Origin of the sequence: Klebsiella sp. 10, assembly GCF_018223925.1 — a bacterium.
Classification (GTDB): Bacteria; Pseudomonadota; Gammaproteobacteria; order Enterobacterales; family Enterobacteriaceae; genus Klebsiella; species Klebsiella pneumoniae.
Genome location: NZ_JAGRRB010000019.1, coordinates 23,691 through 41,705, shown reverse-complemented (window position 1 = coordinate 41,705; position 18,015 = coordinate 23,691). Strand labels below are relative to the sequence as shown.

At 54.5% G+C, this 18,015-nt stretch carries 20 protein-coding genes, 3 tRNA genes and 1 pseudogene; 16 read left to right on the top strand and 8 right to left on the bottom strand.

Annotated elements, in window-relative coordinates; translation table 11 throughout:
• Positions 1–12: 12 nt before the first annotated feature.
• The 3 genes from tcyL (at position 13) to sdiA (ending at position 2,470) form a co-directional block, all read left to right on the top strand.
• Positions 13–681: a cystine ABC transporter permease gene (gene tcyL, locus KHQ26_RS21755; RefSeq protein WP_002911547.1), complete on the top strand. Its 669-nt coding sequence runs from the start codon at positions 13–15 to the stop codon at positions 679–681.
• The gene (gene tcyN, locus KHQ26_RS21750) at positions 678–1,430 is read left to right on the top strand and encodes an L-cystine ABC transporter ATP-binding protein TcyN (protein WP_004151455.1); all 753 of its coding nucleotides are present in this window, start codon (positions 678–680) and stop codon (positions 1,428–1,430) included. Before tcyL ends, tcyN begins: the two co-directional genes overlap by 4 nt.
• A 317-nt stretch (positions 1,431–1,747) precedes the next feature.
• Positions 1,748–2,470, top strand: a complete 723-nt coding sequence (sdiA, locus tag KHQ26_RS21745; RefSeq protein WP_002911542.1) for a transcriptional regulator SdiA — start codon at positions 1,748–1,750, stop codon at positions 2,468–2,470.
• A 67-nt stretch (positions 2,471–2,537) separates the two neighbouring features.
• On the opposite strand, the gene KHQ26_RS21740 is transcribed toward sdiA, so the two are convergent.
• Entirely contained in the window at positions 2,538–2,762 is a 225-nt protein-coding gene (locus tag KHQ26_RS21740) for a DUF2594 family protein (RefSeq protein WP_002911541.1), read from the bottom strand.
• 461 nt (positions 2,763–3,223) lie between these two features.
• Between KHQ26_RS21740 and uvrY the strand changes: the two genes are divergently transcribed.
• The 8 genes from uvrY (at position 3,224) to KHQ26_RS21700 (ending at position 8,633) form a co-directional block, all read left to right on the top strand.
• The gene (gene uvrY, locus KHQ26_RS21735; RefSeq protein WP_023301078.1) at positions 3,224–3,880 is read left to right on the top strand and encodes a UvrY/SirA/GacA family response regulator transcription factor; all 657 of its coding nucleotides are present in this window, start codon (positions 3,224–3,226) and stop codon (positions 3,878–3,880) included.
• Positions 3,877–5,709, top strand: a complete 1,833-nt coding sequence (uvrC, locus tag KHQ26_RS21730) for an excinuclease ABC subunit UvrC (RefSeq protein ID WP_020804446.1) — start codon at positions 3,877–3,879, stop codon at positions 5,707–5,709. The genes uvrY and uvrC overlap by 4 nt, the downstream gene beginning before the upstream one ends.
• 57 nt (positions 5,710–5,766) lie before the next feature.
• Positions 5,767–6,315, top strand: coding sequence for a CDP-diacylglycerol--glycerol-3-phosphate 3-phosphatidyltransferase (gene pgsA, locus KHQ26_RS21725; RefSeq protein ID WP_004141115.1), 549 nt, complete (start codon positions 5,767–5,769; stop codon positions 6,313–6,315).
• Positions 6,316–6,465: 150 nt separating this feature from the next.
• Positions 6,466–6,541, top strand: a tRNA-Gly gene (locus KHQ26_RS21720).
• Between the two features lie 40 nt (positions 6,542–6,581).
• Positions 6,582–6,655, top strand: a tRNA-Cys gene (locus KHQ26_RS21715).
• Between the two features lie 13 nt (positions 6,656–6,668).
• A tRNA-Leu gene (locus tag KHQ26_RS21710) sits at positions 6,669–6,755 on the top strand.
• 229 nt (positions 6,756–6,984) lie between these two features.
• On the top strand, positions 6,985–7,866 hold the full coding sequence (locus tag KHQ26_RS21705) for a dihydrodipicolinate synthase family protein (protein WP_020804444.1): 882 nt from the start codon (positions 6,985–6,987) through the stop codon (positions 7,864–7,866).
• 98 nt (positions 7,867–7,964) lie between these two features.
• The gene (locus KHQ26_RS21700; RefSeq protein ID WP_004141106.1) at positions 7,965–8,633 is read left to right on the top strand and encodes a YecA family protein; all 669 of its coding nucleotides are present in this window, start codon (positions 7,965–7,967) and stop codon (positions 8,631–8,633) included.
• A 24-nt stretch (positions 8,634–8,657) separates the two neighbouring features.
• Here KHQ26_RS21700 and tyrP read toward each other — a convergent pair whose 3' ends face one another.
• On the bottom strand, positions 8,658–9,869 hold the full coding sequence (gene tyrP, locus KHQ26_RS21695; protein WP_004891013.1) for a tyrosine transporter TyrP: 1,212 nt from the start codon (positions 9,867–9,869) through the stop codon (positions 8,658–8,660).
• 191 nt (positions 9,870–10,060) lie between these two features.
• Here tyrP and KHQ26_RS21690 point away from each other — a divergent pair, with 191 nt between their 5' ends.
• Positions 10,061–10,300, top strand: a complete 240-nt coding sequence (locus KHQ26_RS21690) for a YecH family metal-binding protein (protein WP_004200338.1) — start codon at positions 10,061–10,063, stop codon at positions 10,298–10,300.
• A gap of 35 nt (positions 10,301–10,335) precedes the next feature.
• Here KHQ26_RS21690 and ftnA read toward each other — a convergent pair whose 3' ends face one another.
• Together ftnA and KHQ26_RS21680 are read right to left on the bottom strand one after the other, a co-directional pair.
• Positions 10,336–10,833 carry a non-heme ferritin gene (ftnA, locus tag KHQ26_RS21685; RefSeq protein WP_004141101.1) on the bottom strand — a complete coding sequence of 166 codons (498 nt, stop codon included), beginning with the start codon at positions 10,831–10,833 and terminating at the stop codon, positions 10,336–10,338.
• Positions 10,834–10,890: 57 nt separating this feature from the next.
• Positions 10,891–11,070 carry a hypothetical protein gene (locus KHQ26_RS21680; RefSeq protein WP_020804451.1) on the bottom strand — a complete coding sequence of 60 codons (180 nt, stop codon included), beginning with the start codon at positions 11,068–11,070 and terminating at the stop codon, positions 10,891–10,893.
• Between the two features lie 171 nt (positions 11,071–11,241).
• Between KHQ26_RS21680 and KHQ26_RS21675 the strand changes: the two genes are divergently transcribed.
• The gene (locus KHQ26_RS21675) at positions 11,242–11,880 is read left to right on the top strand and encodes an RpiB/LacA/LacB family sugar-phosphate isomerase (RefSeq protein ID WP_002911528.1); all 639 of its coding nucleotides are present in this window, start codon (positions 11,242–11,244) and stop codon (positions 11,878–11,880) included.
• A 49-nt stretch (positions 11,881–11,929) separates the two neighbouring features.
• On the opposite strand, the gene KHQ26_RS21670 is transcribed toward KHQ26_RS21675, so the two are convergent.
• Positions 11,930–13,351, bottom strand: a complete 1,422-nt coding sequence (locus KHQ26_RS21670) for an MFS transporter (protein WP_004148871.1) — start codon at positions 13,349–13,351, stop codon at positions 11,930–11,932.
• A gap of 150 nt (positions 13,352–13,501) precedes the next feature.
• Here KHQ26_RS21670 and KHQ26_RS21665 point away from each other — a divergent pair, with 150 nt between their 5' ends.
• Positions 13,502–13,753: a DUF2766 family protein gene (locus KHQ26_RS21665; RefSeq protein WP_002911524.1), complete on the top strand. Its 252-nt coding sequence runs from the start codon at positions 13,502–13,504 to the stop codon at positions 13,751–13,753.
• 37 nt (positions 13,754–13,790) lie between these two features.
• On the opposite strand, the gene KHQ26_RS21660 is transcribed toward KHQ26_RS21665, so the two are convergent.
• Positions 13,791–15,302: an MFS transporter gene (locus tag KHQ26_RS21660; protein WP_020804441.1), complete on the bottom strand. Its 1,512-nt coding sequence runs from the start codon at positions 15,300–15,302 to the stop codon at positions 13,791–13,793.
• A 65-nt stretch (positions 15,303–15,367) separates the two neighbouring features.
• On the opposite strand from KHQ26_RS21660, the gene KHQ26_RS21655 reads away from it, so the two are divergent.
• Positions 15,368–15,526, top strand: a complete 159-nt coding sequence (locus KHQ26_RS21655) for a succinate dehydrogenase (RefSeq protein WP_004148869.1) — start codon at positions 15,368–15,370, stop codon at positions 15,524–15,526.
• 70 nt (positions 15,527–15,596) lie between these two features.
• On the opposite strand, the gene KHQ26_RS21650 is transcribed toward KHQ26_RS21655, so the two are convergent.
• Together KHQ26_RS21650 and KHQ26_RS21645 are read right to left on the bottom strand one after the other, a co-directional pair.
• Positions 15,597–16,106 (bottom strand): non-heme ferritin-like protein, encoded by a 510-nt coding sequence (locus KHQ26_RS21650; protein WP_020804448.1) that lies wholly within the window; start codon positions 16,104–16,106, stop codon positions 15,597–15,599.
• A 434-nt stretch (positions 16,107–16,540) separates the two neighbouring features.
• Positions 16,541–16,636 (bottom strand): annotated as a pseudogene (locus KHQ26_RS21645) (hypothetical protein); the annotation flags it as partial.
• Between the two features lie 361 nt (positions 16,637–16,997).
• Between KHQ26_RS21645 and KHQ26_RS21640 the strand changes: the two are divergent.
• Positions 16,998–17,978: an arabinose ABC transporter substrate-binding protein gene (locus tag KHQ26_RS21640; protein ID WP_002911518.1), complete on the top strand. Its 981-nt coding sequence runs from the start codon at positions 16,998–17,000 to the stop codon at positions 17,976–17,978.
• The last annotated feature ends 37 nt before the right edge of the window (positions 17,979–18,015 follow it).

Below are 18,015 nucleotides of genomic sequence, written 5' to 3'. Positions count from 1 at the left end.
AGAAACGACAGCATGCAAGAAAGTATCCAACTGGTCATTGATTCCGCCCCTTTTCTGCTGAAAGGGGCCGTCTTTACGCTGCAGCTGAGCATTGGCGGGATGTTTTTCGGCCTGGTGCTGGGCTTTATCCTGGCGCTGATGCGCATGTCGCCAGTCTGGCCGGTAAAATGGCTGGCGCGCATGTATATCTCCATTTTCCGCGGCACGCCGCTTATCGCCCAGCTGTTTATGATCTACTACGGCTTGCCGCAGTTCGGCATTGAGCTTGACCCGATCCCGGCGGCGATGATCGGCCTGTCGTTGAATACTGCGGCCTATGCGGCGGAAACGCTGCGCGCGGCCATCGCCTCGATTGATAAAGGGCAATGGGAAGCGGCGGCCAGTATCGGTATGACGCCCTGGCAGACGATGCGTCGGGCCATTTTACCCCAGGCGGCGCGGGTCGCTTTGCCGCCGCTGTCGAACAGTTTTATCAGCCTGGTAAAAGATACCTCGCTGGCGGCAACGATCCAGGTGCCGGAGCTGTTCCGTCAGGCGCAGCTAATCACCTCGCGAACCCTGGAGGTCTTCACCATGTATCTGGCGGCCTCCCTGATCTACTGGGTAATGGCGACAGTGCTCTCCTCGCTGCAGAATTATTTTGAAAACCAGCTGAACCGCCAGGAGCGTGATCCGAAATGAGTGCGATAGAAGTGAAAAGCCTGGTAAAAAAATTCCATGGCCAGACGGTGCTCCATGGTATCGACCTGGAGGTACAGAAAGGGGAAGTGGTGGCGATCATCGGCCCCAGCGGCTCGGGCAAAACCACCCTGCTGCGTAGCATCAACCTGCTGGAGCAACCGGAGAGCGGCACTATCCGCGTCGGCGATGTGACGATCGACGCCGGTCGCAGCCTCGGGCCGCAGAAAGGGCTCATTCGCCAGCTGCGCCAGCACGTCGGCTTTGTCTTCCAGAACTTTAATCTGTTTCCCCACCGTACGGTGCTGGAGAACATTATTGAAGGGCCGGTCATCGTAAAAGGTGAAGATAAGCAGGAGTCCATGGCGCGGGCGCGCGAACTGCTGGCGAAGGTGGGGCTCAGCGGAAAAGAGAATAGCTATCCGCGCCGTCTCTCCGGCGGGCAGCAGCAGCGAGTGGCTATTGCCCGCGCGCTGGCTATGCGTCCGGACGTGATCCTGTTTGATGAACCCACCTCGGCCCTCGATCCTGAGTTGGTGGGGGAGGTGCTCAACACCATCCGTCAGCTGGCGCAGGAAAAACGCACCATGGTGATCGTGACCCATGAAATGAGTTTCGCCCGCGACGTAGCCGATCGGGCGATATTTATGGATCAGGGACGCATTGTCGAACAAGGCGAGGCAAAAGCGTTGTTCGCTTCGCCCCAGCAGCCGCGTACCCGTCAGTTCCTTGAAAAATTCCTGATGCAGTAAAGCATGGGCTGGCGCGGCGGCTCAAATTCGCGGGAGCCGCCGCGTTTAGCCCACTCTCGCGGCGGGGTAACGCCCCCGCGACACGTCTTTGCGCTATTGACTCCCACGGCCGTATACACCGCTTCCCATCGCCCTTGGCAGGGTGTAGAACATGATGGGAGAAAAACGCTATGTTTCTGTGCGGCGAGCGGGAAAATGGCAAGCCTTCAGACTAATAAATGCGACAGCTACGATATTTTATACATATAAATAAGATTTATGTGTTAGTTTTCTGTATTTATAATAATGATTATCAATCAGGAGTTATTTGCACAGCTATGAGGGACAATGATTTTTTCAGCTGGCGGCGGGATATGCTGCACCAATTTCAGTCCATGGCCACCGGCGAGGAGGTTTATAATCTCCTGCAACGTGAAACCGAAGCGCTGGAATATGATTACTACACGCTTTGTGTGCGCCACCCGGTGCCTTTCACCCGCCCCCGCGTTACGTTCCAGTCGACTTACCCCCGCGCATGGATGTCGCACTATCAGGCAGAAAATTATTTCGCGATAGATCCTGTGTTACGGCCGGAGAATTTTATGCGTGGCCATCTGCCATGGAACGACAGCCTGTTTCGTGATGCGCCGGCACTGTGGGACGGGGCGCGTGACCATGGTCTGCAAAAGGGCGTGACGCAGTGCCTGACGTTGCCAAACCATGCTCAGGGATTTCTCTCTGTCTCAGCGAACAATCGTCTGCCGGGCGGTTACCCTGAAGATGAGCTTGAGCTGCGTCTGCGAACGCTGACTGAACTAAGCTTGCTGACGCTGCTGCGTCTGGAAGATGAGATGGTGATGCCGCCGGAGATGAAGTTCAGCCGCCGCGAACTGGAAATCCTCAAATGGACGGCGGAAGGAAAGACTTCGGCGGAGGTGGCGATGATTCTCTCGATTTCGGAAAATACGGTGAATTTCCATCAGAAGAATATGCAGCGGAAATTTAATGCGCCGAATAAAACGCAAATTGCCTGCTACGCCGTGGCGACTGGGCTAATCTGAATGCGCCTGCCGTTCTGCGTGTCAGACGTGATACCGGCTGTCAGTGATACTTTCAGCCGGCACAGGATTACTGCCGATAGGCTTGTTTAATCTGCTTAACGGTGCTGGAGAATACGGCGGCCTGAGCCTCATCTTCCATCTGTGAAATCTGCTTTTCCATTTTAATAATCACGCGCCCCGCATCCGCCTGGCCCATCGCCTGCAGCATCAGCGTAATCATCGCTTTCAGGCAGGAGACTTCCTGCGCCAGTTCCTGCTTATTTTCTGCAGTGGAAAAATCTGGTGTGCTCATCGATATCCTCGTTTACTCGCTGCGCTATTGCGCTCTACTCAATGTGAAGGCCGCGCAGTATACCACAAGCGACAGAAAAAAAAGGTGTGCTTAATTTCTGTTCTCTCATCTGAGCTGTGAATGTTTTGATGCTTCGGATAATACGTAATAGCCGTCGGCAAGCCAATAATTTCCCCCATCTATTTAGCTCGTTAATAATTGTTACATATTTTGCTTCGTATTTATGCGCTACGTAATCTGTTGTGTTTTTTGTGCCTTCTGTATGAGTATTGTTAAAAAATAAGAGCCGGGCAACTGTCTGTTCTCAATGACTTTCCACTTAGTGTGCACAGACATTGCCATAAATGAGAGCCAAATCGAGGCGAGGGCATTTTTTTGCCTTTTAAAATAGCAATAAAACCCGGTAATATGTGGGAGATAAAGTATCAGTAGCGTTATCCCTCATTCTGGAGATTATTCCTTTGATCAACGTTCTTCTTGTTGATGACCACGAACTGGTGCGCGCAGGGATACGACGCATTCTGGAAGATATAAAAGGGATTAAAGTCGCTGGCGAAGCCTGCTGCGGCGAGGACGCCGTCAAGTGGTGCCGGGCTAATTCCGCAGATGTCGTCCTGATGGACATGAACATGCCTGGGATCGGTGGTCTTGAAGCGACGCGCAAAATCGCGCGCTCCGTGGCGGGCACCAAAGTGATCATGTTGACCGTGCATACCGAGAATCCTTTACCTGCCAAGGTCATGCAGGCGGGCGCGGCGGGCTATCTCAGTAAAGGCGCCGCGCCGCAGGAAGTGGTTAATGCCATCCGCTGCGTCGCGTCCGGGCAGCGCTATATTGCCTCCGATATTGCCCAGCAAATGGCGTTAAGTCAGATTGAACCCGAAAAGACAGAATCGCCGTTTGCCAGTTTGTCTGAACGGGAATTGCAGATTATGCTGATGATCACCAAAGGTCAGAAGGTGAATGAGATCTCAGAGCAGCTAAATCTGAGTCCTAAAACGGTTAACAGCTACCGCTATCGGATGTTCAATAAATTAAACATTCATGGCGATGTCGAGCTGACCCACCTGGCAATTCGCCATGGCCTGTGTAATGCGGAGTCGTTAGCAAGCCAGTGAGTGATGTTTTTGACGCAAAAGCTTTCCTGAAAACGGTGACCAGCCAGCCCGGTGTGTATCGGATGTATGATGCTGGCGGAACCGTCATCTATGTTGGCAAAGCCAAAGATCTGAAAAAGCGGCTCAGTAGCTACTTCCGCAGCAACCTTGCGTCGCGTAAAACGGAAGCGCTGGTAGCGCTGATCGCGCAAATCGACGTGACCGTCACCCACACCGAGACGGAAGCGCTGCTGCTTGAGCACAACTATATTAAGCTGTACCAGCCACGTTACAACGTGCTGTTACGCGACGATAAATCGTATCCTTTTATTTTTCTCAGCGGCGATACTCATCCGCGTCTGGCGATGCATCGCGGCGCCAAACATGCGAAGGGCGAATATTTTGGTCCTTTTCCCAACGGCTATGCCGTGCGCGAGACCCTGGCGCTGCTGCAGAAAATCTTTCCCATCCGTCAGTGTGAAAACAGCGTCTACCGCAATCGCTCCCGCCCCTGTCTGCAGTATCAGATTGGTCGCTGCCTGGGGCCGTGCGTGGCCGGGCTGGTCAGCGAAGAAGAGTATGCTCAGCAGGTAGAGTATGTGCGGCTGTTTCTCGCCGGCAAGGATGACCAGGTGCTGACCCAGCTCATCGCGCGGATGGAGAAGGCGAGCCAGAACCTGGAGTTCGAAGAGGCCGCGCGCATCCGCGACCAGATTCAGGCCGTCCGCCGCGTGACGGAGAAACAGTTTGTCTCCAATACCGGTGACGACCTCGACGTGATCGGCGTCGCCTTCGATGCCGGCATGGCCTGCGTGCATGTGCTGTTTATCCGTCAGGGCAAAGTGCTGGGCAGCCGAAGCTACTTCCCGAAAGTGCCGGGCGGCACCGAGCTGGGAGAGGTCGTGGAGACCTTTGTCGGCCAGTTCTACCTGCAGGGCAGCCAAATGCGCACGCTGCCGGGGGAGATTTTGCTCGACTTTAACCTTGGGGATAAGACGCTGCTGGCCGACTCGCTGTCGGAGCTGGCGGGTCGTCGAATCAATGTGCAGACTAAGCCGCGCGGCGACAGAGCGCGTTATCTTAAGCTGGCGCGGACCAACGCCGCGACAGCGTTAACGACCAAATTGTCTCAGCAATCGACCATTCATCAGCGTTTGCAGGCGCTGGCCAGCGTACTGGAGCTGCCGGCCGTCAAGCGAATGGAGTGTTTTGACATCAGCCACACCATGGGCGAACAGACCGTAGCATCCTGTGTGGTGTTTGACAGCAATGGCCCACTGCGCGCGGAGTATCGGCGCTACAACATCACCGGCATTACCCCTGGCGATGACTATGCGGCGATGAATCAGGTCCTGCGCCGTCGCTATGGTAAAGCGATTGATGACAACAAGATCCCGGATGTGATCCTGATAGACGGCGGCAAGGGACAGCTGGCCCAGGCGAAAGCCGTGTTTGCTGAACTGGACGTCCCCTGGGATAAACATCATCCGCTGCTGCTGGGCGTGGCGAAAGGTAGCGATCGAAAAGCGGGTCTGGAAACGTTATTCTTTGAGCCGGAAGGGCAAGGGTTTAGCCTGCCGCCGGATTCGCCGGCCCTGCATGTGATCCAGCATATTCGCGATGAATCGCACGATCATGCGATCTCCGGGCATCGCAAAAAACGGGCGAAAGTGAAGAGCACCAGCTCGCTTGAGACTATCGAGGGGGTGGGGCCGAAGCGTCGTCAGATGCTGCTGAAGTATATGGGTGGGCTGCAGGGGCTACAGCAGGCCAGCGTCGAAGAAATTGCTAAAGTACCGGGCATCTCTCACGCTCTGGCAGAAAAGATCTTCTACTCGTTGAAACATTAGGGGCTCTGTAGCAACATAGGGCTAATTTTTACTTACAACAGATAGTTACCCGTCACTATGCAATTTAATATCCCTACGTTGCTTACTCTGTTTCGCGTCATCCTGATCCCGTTTTTTGTGCTGGCGTTTTATCTGCCCTTTAGCTGGGCGCCGTTTGCCTGCGCGCTGATCTTCTTTGTTGCCGCGGTAACCGACTGGTTTGATGGTTTCCTCGCTCGTCGCTGGAATCAGAGCACCCGTTTTGGCGCCTTCCTCGACCCGGTTGCCGATAAAGTCATGGTGGCTATCGCCATGGTGCTGGTTGCCGAACACTATCACACCTGGTGGGTCACGCTACCGGCGGCGACCATGATTGCCCGTGAGATCATTATCTCCGCGCTGCGTGAGTGGATGGCGGAGCTGGGGAAACGCAGCAGCGTGGCGGTCTCATGGATTGGCAAAGTGAAAACGACCGCCCAGATGACCGCCCTGGTATGGATGCTGTGGCGTCCTTATCCGTGGGTGGAGTGGGCCGGGATCGCGCTTTTCCTCGTGGCGGCGGTGCTGACGCTGTGGTCGATGCTGCAGTATTTGAACGCGGCGCGCGGCGATTTGCTTGATCAGTGATCGTTTCGCCGTTATTTTCAGCAAACGATACAAAGTTGCGAAAAATACCGTTGACTCACCGCGAGAGATAAGTAGAATGCAACGCATCGAACGGCGGCACAGTCTTCCAGACGATAACAAAATCAAGTGATTAGCAAATAACTTGATGATGCGGGAATAGCTCAGTTGGTAGAGCACGACCTTGCCAAGGTCGGGGTCGCGAGTTCGAGTCTCGTTTCCCGCTCCAGATTAACAGCATCGGCAGTTGCGGGTGCTTCAGTATTAAAGGCGCGTTAGCAAAGCGGTTATGTAGCGGATTGCAAATCCGTCTAGTCCGGTTCGACTCCGGAACGCGCCTCCACTTTATATCCCGAGCCCGGATGGTGGAATCGGTAGACACAAGGGATTTAAAATCCCTCGGCGTTCGCGCTGTGTGGGTTCAAGTCCCACTCCGGGTACCATTGGGATAAAAGCAGAATAATCAAAGCAATAAGCAGTGTCGTGAAACCACCTACGGGTGGTTTTTTTGTTTCTGTACTTTCGCTTTCTGATACCTTTCCCGCCAGCCTGACGCCACGGCGTTTTTCGGTTAACTCTGGCCTTACAGTCAACTTCTCATTTGTCCCAGGACAAAACGATCGCGCCTTGCTACTATCAAACGGACTCTCAGCCCAGCCTACCGGAGGCAGCATGTTCAGTGGACTTTGCGCATTTCCTTTGACACCTTTGCATCAGCAAGATTTTGATGAAAAAGCGTTTATTCGTATTCTCGCCCGTCTTACCGATGCCGGAGTCGACTCTCTGGGCATCTTAGGTTCAACCGGTAGCTACGCTTATCTCAGCCGTGAGCAGCGCAGACGAGTGGTGCAGGTGGCGAAGGCGCATGCGGGGTCGATCCCGATGATGGTCGGCGTCGGCGCCATTGCGACTAACGAGGTGCTACGCCTGGTGGAGGATGCTCAGGAGGCAGGGGCGGATGCGTTATTACTGCCGATGATGTCCTATCAGCCGCTTTCCGCGGAGGAGATCTTTGCCTTTTACGAAGAAGTTTGCCGGCATGTCTCGGTGCCGGTTTGCCTGTATGACAATCCCCGCACTACCCACGTAATGCTGGCGGATGAGCTGCAGGGGCGCATCGCCGCCTTACCGGCCATTGCCTCGATTAAAATTCCCGGCCTGCCCGCGCCACAGGCGAGCGAACGTGTAGCGGCCCTGCGTCAGCATCTTCCCTCTCGCGTTACGCTTGGCGTCAGCGGCGATGCATGGGCCACTGCCGGGTTGCAGGCCGGCTGCGAAGCCTGGTATTCGGTCTGCGGCGGACTCTTTCCCCGCTGCTCACTGGCGCTGGTAAGAGCGATACGTAGCGGCGATATGGCGCAGACTGCGGCACTGAATGAGCATCTGGCCCCCCTATGGCGATGCTTTGATCGCTATGGTGGTAGCCTGCGAGTGATAGCCAGCGCCGCAGCGATGCTCGGACTCTGCGATCCAGACTCGCTTCCCCGTCCTTTGCTTTCGTTAGGGGAGGAGGCCTGTCGTGAGGTGGCGTCGGCGCTGCGCGGCCTGGCCTGATCGCGTATCGTTGACACCGGCGCAATAGGTATCGCCGGGTGGCTTTCTGTCGGCAATTCGGCTACTGTAGGCCCGATTTTTACCATGCGAGCCTGTGAATGAATACCGGACCTTTGAACGAAAACGAACTGGAATGGCTGGATGACACTCTGGCGAAATACGCCGCCGAAGGCGCCATTCTGGATGTCTCTGAACTGGATGGCCTGCTGACGGCGATCCTCTCTGCGCCGACCGACATCGAACCCGCTCAGTGGCTGCTGGCGATTTGGGGCGGGGCGGATAATGTCCCGCGCTGGGCCAACGATCGCGAGCGCGATCGCTTTGTCAATCTGACGCTGCAGCATATGAGCGATATCGCCGAACGGCTGGAGTCTTATCCCGATCAGTTCGAACCGCTGTTCGGCACCCGCGAAGCGGAAGGTCAGGAGCTGACCATAGTTGAGGAGTGGTGCTTTGGCTATCTGCGCGGCGTGGCGCTGAGCGACTGGTCGACGTTGCCCGCTGAACTCCAGCCGGAGCTGGACGCTATCGCGCTCCACGGCAGCGAAGAACAGTTTAGCGCGCTGGATAATCTGACGGCGGATGAATTTATCGCCAGCATCGAGCGTATCACGCCGGCGGCGCTGGCGCTTTACCAGTACTGGATAGCGAATCCGCAGCCGGTAGAGGCCCCGCAGCCAATAAGAAATGAAGCGAAAGTCGGACGCAACGATCCCTGCCCATGCGGCAGCGGTAAAAAGTATAAGCAGTGTTGCTTAGCGAAATGAACAAGGGGCCAGCAGGCCCCTTTTTTATCCCACCGCGGGCAACAACCCGGCAGCGATGCTGAACTGAATAGCCACGATGCCGATCCCGCACAGCAGAACCAGCCATAGCGTCGGTGCGCCGCCGGCGACCCGCCAGGTAGCCTGCGGATGCTCTCGACGACTCTTCATGACCAGCAGGGCCGGCATTATCAGCGCCAGCACGGCTAATGCCACCCCGGCGTAGCCGAGGGCCATGACGAAACCGCGGGGATAGAACAGGGCGAACGCCAGCGGCGGCAGGAAGGTGATTATCCCGCTCTGCAGACGCCCGCCGACGCTGTTTTTACGCTGAAACATATCCGCCAGATAATCAAACAGGCCGAGCGAGACGCCGAGGAATGACGTCGCCAGCGCAAGGTCGGCAAACAGGTGAACGGCCAGCTCCACATGCGGTGACGCCACCACTTCGCGGATCGCCTCCAGCAGGCCGTTCAGACCAGCGTTATTTGCCAGCATGGCGGTAAAGGCCGGGGCGTCGATACTGCCCAGCGTCGCCAGCTGCCAGAAAATATAGGCCACCAGAGGAATAAAGCTGCCGATGATAAATACCCGGCGCAATTTGCGAATATCCCCCCCCAGATAGCTGACGATGCTCGGGACGCTGCCGTGAAAACCAAAGGAGGTGAAAATCACCGGAATGGCCGACAGGGCCAGGCCTTGCTCAACCGGCAGCGTCAGCAGGTTCACCTGATGAATGTGCGGCATCAGCAGGGCCAGCATAATCACCAGGAAGACGATTTTGGCGCTAAACAGGAAGCGATTGAACAGATCCACCAGCGCGGTGCCAATGCACACTACCGCCCCGCCGAGGAGGGTGAAGATCAGTACGCCTGCGGCCGGCGGTAGCTGCCAGTCCAGCCACTGGTTGAGGCTGGAAGCGAGTAATTCACCGGCGCCACTGATATAGGCTGCCGTGAGGGCGTACAGCAGAAACAGCATGCAGAATCCGGTAACCCACTGCCCATAACGGCCCAGATAGCGCGCCGCCAGAGAACCGAGCCCCATATCGGCAGGGACATGCTGGTAGACTTCCAGCAGCAAAAGGGCGGTATAGCACATCAATGCCCACAGGGTGAAAAGTAAACCCAACGTGACGGTAAAGCCGACGCCTGCGGCGGCCAATGGCATTGCCAACATTCCTGCACCGATGGTGGTGCCAGCTACGATTAAAATACTGCCCAGAGTGCGGTTTTTCACGCTTTTCGCTATCCCTACAGCAAATAACAATAAATTATGCCGCGCAGAGTAGGGGATATTACGGCTTTCGTCAAATCGGGATTACAAGCTGTGTAATGAAATGTTTACATAATAAGAGGGCGAAAGCCTGCGCTGGCGCAAGGCGCGGGTTGACGGTCTGGCCTAAGCTGGCGGTTTTTGCAGGAGGGGTTATGTCTTCTATTCATGGACATGAAGTTTTACAGATGATGCTCGCCTCGGGTGAGTCCTGGACGGTCGCCTCGCTGGAGGCCGCCATTCGCCGCCGCTTTGGCGAAGAGGCGCGGTTTCACACCTGTTCAGCAGAGAATCTAAGCGCCGCAGAGCTGGTAGCGTTTTTAGAGAAAAAAGGCAAATTTATTGCCAGAGAGGAAGGTTTTACTACCGCAGAAAATAAGATCTGCCGACATTAAGAGGGCCGCGACACGGACTGTCGCGGCGCGGGGGATTAATTCTGCGCGTCGAGGGTAGCCAGCTCTTTATCGATAAAGTACAGACCTTCGCCGCTTTTCCCAGCGAGGGTCAGTTTATCGATCACCGATTTAAATAATTTCTCTTCTTCATGCTGTTCAGCAACATACCACTGCAGGAAATTAAAGGTCGGATAATCCTGGCTGGTCATGGCCGCGTGCGCCAGTTCATTTATTTTTTGCGTGATCAGCTGCTCATGCTCGTAGGTCTGGCGGAACAGCTCGTCGAGTGAGGCATATTCGGCAAACGGGGAGGCGATAGCGTTGATCCGCGGCAGGCTGCCGGTGTCGGTTAGATAGTCGAACAGGCGCTGCATATGGGTCATCTCTTCCTGAGCATGGCGACGCAGGAAGGCCGCGGCGCCTTCAAAACTGTGGTAACTGCACCAGGCGCTCATCTGCTGATAAAGAAGAGAAGAATAGAGTTCAAGATTCATCTGTTCATTGAGTTTGTCAATCATGTCCGTTTTCAGCATCGTTGCACTCCTGGAATTAAATAATAGATGTTATTGGCTGCCACTATAATTTGTTATTTAATTATTTGCAAAAAGTAAATTTAAAAATGTTTTATTTAAAATGCTAATGGGAATAACACGCATTGGCAGTTTAATAATAAATGAGAATGCTTTTAATTTATTATTCATTATTGCCTGGGCGGTCAGGGTTTTGTCGCCGGCGGGTGGTAAGGGAGGACGAAGCGGATACGCCAGCATGCAGAGGGCTGAGGTCAACAGACAAAGGGAGCCTGCGAAAGTGTGAAGCACTGCGTAAATTTTAAAACAACTTTTCATAAAATTTGAAAGTTTGTTTTCAAGGTAGTAGAGTGCAGTCAACGCCAATGACATTCTGCGGGCAGGCCCGCACAGCATTCAGGAGAGTAAACCATGAAGATTGCACTGATGATGGAGAACAGCCAGGCGAACAAAAACGCCATCATCCTCAAGGAGCTTAACGCGGTTGCCGACGAAAAAGGATTCCCGGTCTATAACGTCGGCATGAGCGATGAGAACGATCATCATCTGACCTACATCCATCTTGGGATCATGGCCAGTATTCTGCTGAATTCGAAAGCAGTTGACTTCGTGGTCACCGGCTGCGGTACCGGTCAGGGGGCGCTGATGTCGCTGAACATCCATCCGGGCGTGGTCTGCGGCTACTGTATCGATCCGGCGGATGCGTTCCTGTTTGCCCAGATCAACAACGGTAATGCGCTGTCGCTGCCGTTTGCCAAAGGCTTCGGCTGGGGCGCCGAACTGAATGTGCGGTTTATCTTTGAAAAAGCCTTTACCGGCCGCAACGGCGAAGGCTATCCGCCGGAGCGCAAAGAACCGCAGGTGCGCAATGCCGGGATCCTCAACCAGGTCAAAGCAGCAGTAGTAAAAGAGAACTACCTCGATACCCTGCGCGCCATCGATCCGCAGCTGGTGAAAACCGCAGTCTCCGGCCCACGCTTCCAGCAGTGCTTCTTCGAAAACTGCCAGGATAAAGCAATCGAAGACTTTGTTCGCCAGATCGTCGCTTAACCGTCATCAGGGCCAGCGCCGCTGGCCCTTCCGTCGTTTATTTTTTCTTCTATTTCTTCTTCTCCGACACGCTGCTGCCGGCCGTTTTGGCCAGATGCAGGCTGTCGATCATCCCTACCAGACAGATCAAGGCGATAAACACAAACGACAGGCGGAAGCTGATCCCCGGTAGTTCAGTAAGATGCAGCCAGTCGCCGACCTGCTCGCCCAGGCGAATGCCAATCGCCCCGAGCGTGATCCCCAGCCCTACCGCCAGCTGCGACGCGGTACTGAACAGCGTATTGGCATCACTCATCTGCGCGGCGGGGACATCGGCAAAGGCCAGCGTGCTTACACCGGTAAACTGGATTGAGCGAAACACCCCGCCGAGATAAAGGATCAGCATGATGGCCCAGACCGGCGTCTGCGGCGTAAGCAGCGCGCAAGCCAGCAGCGAACAGACGTTCAACGCACCATTGATCAGCAGTAGCCGACGAAAGCCCAGCCAGCGAATGAGCGGTGTGGTGGCGGGTTTAATGGTTAAATTACCGACAAACACCGCCAGCACCAGCAGGCCGGAATGAAAAGGATCCATACCGAATCCCACCTGGAACAGTAGGGGGAGCAGAAAAGGCACCGCGCTGATGGAGGCCCGGAACAACGAGCCGCCGTACATTGTCACCCGGAACGTCGGCACCTGCAGGGCGTCGAGACGAACCATAGGCGCCGCCGCCCGGCGGAAATGACGAATGGAATATAACAGACAGCCGAAGCCAAGCGCGGCGAGAGCCAGCGTCGGCCAGATCTGCGGCTGGCGATCGCCGAGCCGCTCCATCGCGGTCACCAGACTGACCATCGCGACCGAGGTAGTGATAAATCCGCTGAGATCGAAGGAGCGCCGTTCCGTTTCGCGAATATCAGGGATAATGCGCAGCGAAAGGATGATGGCGGCAAGGCCCAGCGGGACATTGATAAAGAAGATCCAGTGCCAGCTGGCGTAGCGGGTTATAAAGCCGCCCAAAGGCGGGCCGATAATGGGGGCCACCAGCGCCGGCCAGGTCAGGGTGGCGATGGCCTTGATCAGCTGGTGTTTCGGCGTGGTGCGTAGCACCGCCAGGCGACCAACGGGGACCATCAGCGCGCCGCCGACTCCCTGAAGGATACGCATGGCGACAAAGATATGCACCTCGGTGGAGAGGCCGCAGAAGACCGAGGCAAGGGTAAAGATCGCCAGGGCGAGAGTAAAAATAGCCCGGGCGCCGAAGCGATCGGCGATCCAGCCGCTGGCCGGGATCAGGACCGCAAGGGTAATCAGATAGGCGCTGATGCCGATATTCAGTTCGACCGCGGTGACGCCAAAATCCCTCGCCATATCGGGCAGGGCGGTGGCGATCACCGTCCCGTCGAGAAACTCCATAAAAAAGGCACCGGCCACCAGCAGCGCCGGCGCTGAAAAAGCACGTTCATCGCGGGAAGAGATCGCGGTATTCATGTTGTCACTGCCATCAAGAGTGTGATCCTGTGCAAAGCGGCAGGAGACGACCCGCCAGCCAGTAGGGTAGATAAAAAAACCTGCGACGGCAGGTTTTATTATCGTTAACGATTTAGGGTACTATTACGCTCCTGAAAAAAGGAGTAATTAATGTCTCAACATCTTACCGAACACGACGAGCTGGTTTCCGATGTGGTTGCCTGCCAGCTGGTTATCAAACAGATCCTCGATGTCATTGACGTCATTGCGCCGGTGGAAGTGCGTGAAAAAATGACCACTCAGCTGAAAGCTATCGACTTCGCCAGCCATCCGGCCTCTGCCGATCCGGTGACCCTTCGCGCGGTGCAAAAAGCGATCGCGTTGATTGAGCTGAAGTTTACTCCACAGGAAGAAACGCATTAATACCAGGCCTCGCCGGATACCGGCGGGGCCTTCTTCTTTAATGGGAAACGACGGTCTGCGCAGGCGCAGGGGCAGCATCTTTGAACAATTTGCTGTTGCCCCAGCACTCTTCGTAGCGATGGCCGACCAGATCCTCCACGATAATCCGCACGTCCGGCGCAATATCGCTAATTTTGCCGCCCGCTTTTATCCGCGCGACTTCCTGCAGCACCACCAGATGGGCCTTCCGGTCCAGCTTCATCTGCTTGCTGAAGACGATGGCGGCCAGGGCTAATGCGATCACCCCGACGCAGAATACCACTGCGATAGCGGTCACCGCGCTTTCCGGTTGGCTGTGCGCTTTTGACTGGAAACCGTAGAAGCTCAGGATCGCCCCCATCGAGAACACCACAATCGAGCGCAGAATTTTTCCTGAGAAGGTCATGGCGCCGGCATAGATCCCTTCCCGCCGGCGTCCGGTGTAGATCTCATCGACATCGGCCAGGAAGGTGTAAACGGTCCAGGGTATATAGTAAACCCCGCCGGTACCCAGGCCGAACAGCACGGTAATGCCGAACATCAGCACTGTCGCCAGGCCGGACGGTAGATGGAAAAACCACAGCGAGGTATACAGCAGAACCGCGAAAATCACGATCCCCAGCGCCAGGATATAGGGTTTGCTGAAGCCCTTTTTCACGCACAGGCCGATAAACAGCGCCGTAGAGATCAGCTGCAGAATCGAGTTCAGGCTGTTCAGCCCGGCCACCATCGCTGGATCGTGTTGTAGAACGAAGATCACGAAATAGGTGAAGATGGAGGCAAACAGCCATTCCGCGCCAAAGCCGCACAGGTACATACCAAGATGTTTGCGGAATACGCGTAGATAAAAAGTCGAACGCATATCTTTCGCCAGCGACAGCAGGGTGCTCAGCAGTCCTTTTTTCGCGCTGGTTTCCACCTCTTCCCCGCGCTCACGCTCCCAGCTGCACAACCACAGGCAGGAAATAGCGACGATCAGGATCGCGCCATAGGTCAGACCGGTGAGGAAGAAAGGGGTGGCAGAATCTTTGCCATACAGCAGAATGAACTGGCCGGGAATAAACGCCGCGAGGAAGTTGGCCAGCTTACCAAAGATAGCTTTATAGCCGGTCAGTTTTGAACGCAGTGAGAAATCATCGGTCATCTCTGTCGCCAGCGTTTCATAAGGCACCATGATAGAGGTGTAGATGATCTCAAACACCACATAGGTGCTAAGGTAGTACCAGAAACTCAGGCCTTCCACCCACAGCAGCGGGTAGAACATCATCAGCGGAATACCGATTAGCAGAAAGAAACGCCGGCGGCCGAAGCGCTTGCCCAAACGCGTTTTGCCAAAATTATCCGTCAGATAGCCCATCAGCGGGTTGCTGATAGCGTCAATGATGCTGGCGACGGAGAAGATAAATGAGGCCTCGATCAGCGTCAGGCCGCAAAAGGTCGTATAAAAATAGAGTAGCCATGCGCCGCTTATCGCCAGTGCGCCGCTCCCTAACAGATTTCCGCCGCCGTAGGCTAACTGATGGCGTAACAAGATCGGTCTTCCCTGCAGCCCTTCAGAGGCTGAAGCCGTGTATCTAGCCATAAAAAATAAACCTCGTGTTTTATATTTTTGAAACACTGTTTTTATATTTCTTTATGGTTCGTCAAAAAGTGACCGCGCTCACTAATCCCCCTTATGGGGTAACGGTGATGAGGGAATGGGATCGAGTTAAAACTTTTTTATTCTTGAAAGGAATAATAGGGGAGAAAAAATAGACGTAATGGATTAATAAACCGGGCGGGGCAGCGCAGACGCGCTCCCCCTGGCAGAGCGATAAAGGCTTGATTAATGCGCTTTCTGCGCTTCTCCAACGATAGCCATCAGAAGCCGATCGGTCTGCTCCATCCCGAGACCGGCTTTATCGGCATTACGAATTTCCTCAAGCACGCTTTGCAATAGCAGGCCATCCTGCTGCTGCTCTTCCGCCAACAGCGTGAGAAACCGCCAGGTGCTGTCATCGCTTTGCGCTTTGGCTTCCTGAGCGAGACCGCTCAGCAGACGACTGCGCTGTTGGTAATCGCTCAGGGTTTGGGTAAACAGATCTTCCAGCGAGGTGCACTCAGGGTTACAGGCGTGGTCGGGATTGACGATCGGCCAGCTGCCGGCTTTTTTCAGGTAGTCAAATACGCGCATAGTGAGGGTGATGCTGCTTTGCGCGCGGGTGCGCAGAAACGTCGCGGCGCCGTCGAAGCGATGTCGGGCGCACCACTCACTTAAGTTCAGGTAAACGTTAGAGGCGTGAAACTCAAGATTCATTTGGGTGTTTAGCTTTTGTGCCATTCCTGGAACTGCCATAAAAAATATCCTTATTAACCGGGAAGGGGTTACTGGTGCGCGTCAGCGGATCCTGCGGATAACTACAAGATAAAATAGTGACACGCGGCACTGTTGCAGAATAATAAAACTCTACATATTCCGTATGAGTCGGGTATTTTTTCCATTTGCCGACGATTTAAGAATACTCGCTCAACGAAATTAAGAAAACTCTCAAGCGCGGTAATTTACGTTTTGTTACACCATTATTTGTGCAAACTACCAGGGCTGAGATTGTGCGCCGTTGGCAGGGGCTCGCTGGTTTCAGATTGGTTATAAGATATAAGTATTTGACTACGAGATTCGTCGTAGAAGAGAACGGAATAAGTTATTTCATTAGTAATGTTTCAGGTTGATGATCATTATTTTTATTTTTTGTTGCAGGCGCTTTTATCAAGAGGAATATATTTTTTCTATTCGGAATAAGTTACGCCAAAGATCCGTTTTTTCGCGATATTAAGCGGGCCATGTGGCTCAGCGGTGCGAGGTGGGTTGCCATTTGAGTGGCGCACAGGCGATCGCCCGCAGCAACGCCGTCAATCGCTGATGATAACAGTGCTGTAACCCACCGTTAAACATCCTCTGACAACACAAGGATAAGCCTGCTGATGGTATAGATGATCCTGCTATGCCCCGGTAAAATTGTATGACAATTGTGTCATTTTTTATGTCATTTTTTGCTAAATGTATGTACGCAATTACTGTAATTCCGCGATGTGATAATGCTCTCGTATGGAGAAATAATTTCCGGGTATTACTACTCTAACAACGGCAGTGGGGAATGCGATTTTTCTAATGCCTTGTTTTGATGCCGATTAAATTGTTAATTCCGATTTTTCCCTACATGAAAGCGAATTAAAGCTGGAGTTTACCATGCACAAATTTACTAAAGCGCTGGCGGCCATTGGTCTCGCTGCGGTTATGTCACAATCAGCTATGGCGGAAAATCTTAAACTGGGTTTTCTGGTGAAACAGCCGGAAGAGCCATGGTTTCAGACTGAGTGGAAATTTGCTGATAAAGCAGGAAAAGATTTAGGCTTTGACGTTATTAAAATTGCGGTTCCGGATGGGGAGAAAACCCTGAATGCCATTGACAGCCTGGCGGCCAGCGGCGCGAAGGGCTTTGTCATCTGTACCCCCGATCCCAAGCTCGGGTCGGCGATTGTCGCCAAAGCGCGTGGCTATGACATGAAGGTGATTACCGTCGATGACCAGTTCGTCAATGCGAAAGGCAAACCGATGGAGAGCGTACCGCTGGTGATGATGGCGGCGAGCGAAATTGGCGCCCGTCAGGGGCAGGAACTCTATAAAGAGATGCAAAAGCGCGGCTGGGATGTCAAAGACACCGCCGTAATGGCGATCACCGCCGATGAGCTGGATACCGCGCGCCGTCGCACCACCGGCTCCATCGATGCCCTGAAGGCGGCCGGCTTCCCGGACGCGCAAATCTACCGCGTGCCGACAAAATCCAACGATATCCCGGGAGCGTTCGACGCCGGTAACTCGATGCTGGTCCAACATCCGCAGGTTAAACACTGGCTGATCGTCGGGATGAACGACAACACCGTCCTCGGCGGCGTGCGCGCGACCGAAGGTCAGGGCTTTAAAGCTCCCGATGTGATTGGCATCGGCATCAACGGCGTGGATGCCGTCAACGAACTGTCGAAGGCGCAGCCGACCGGCTTCTATGGTTCTCTGCTGCCAAGCCCGGATATCCACGGCTACAAAACCAGCGAAATGCTATACAACTGGGTCACCAAGGGCGTCGAGCCGCCGAAGTTCACGGCGGTGACCGATGTGGTGCTGATTACCCGCGATAACTTCAAAGAAGAGCTGGCGAAAAAAGGGCTGTAACAGCCTGATTAAACTGGCCCCCGCCGCGGCGCGGGGG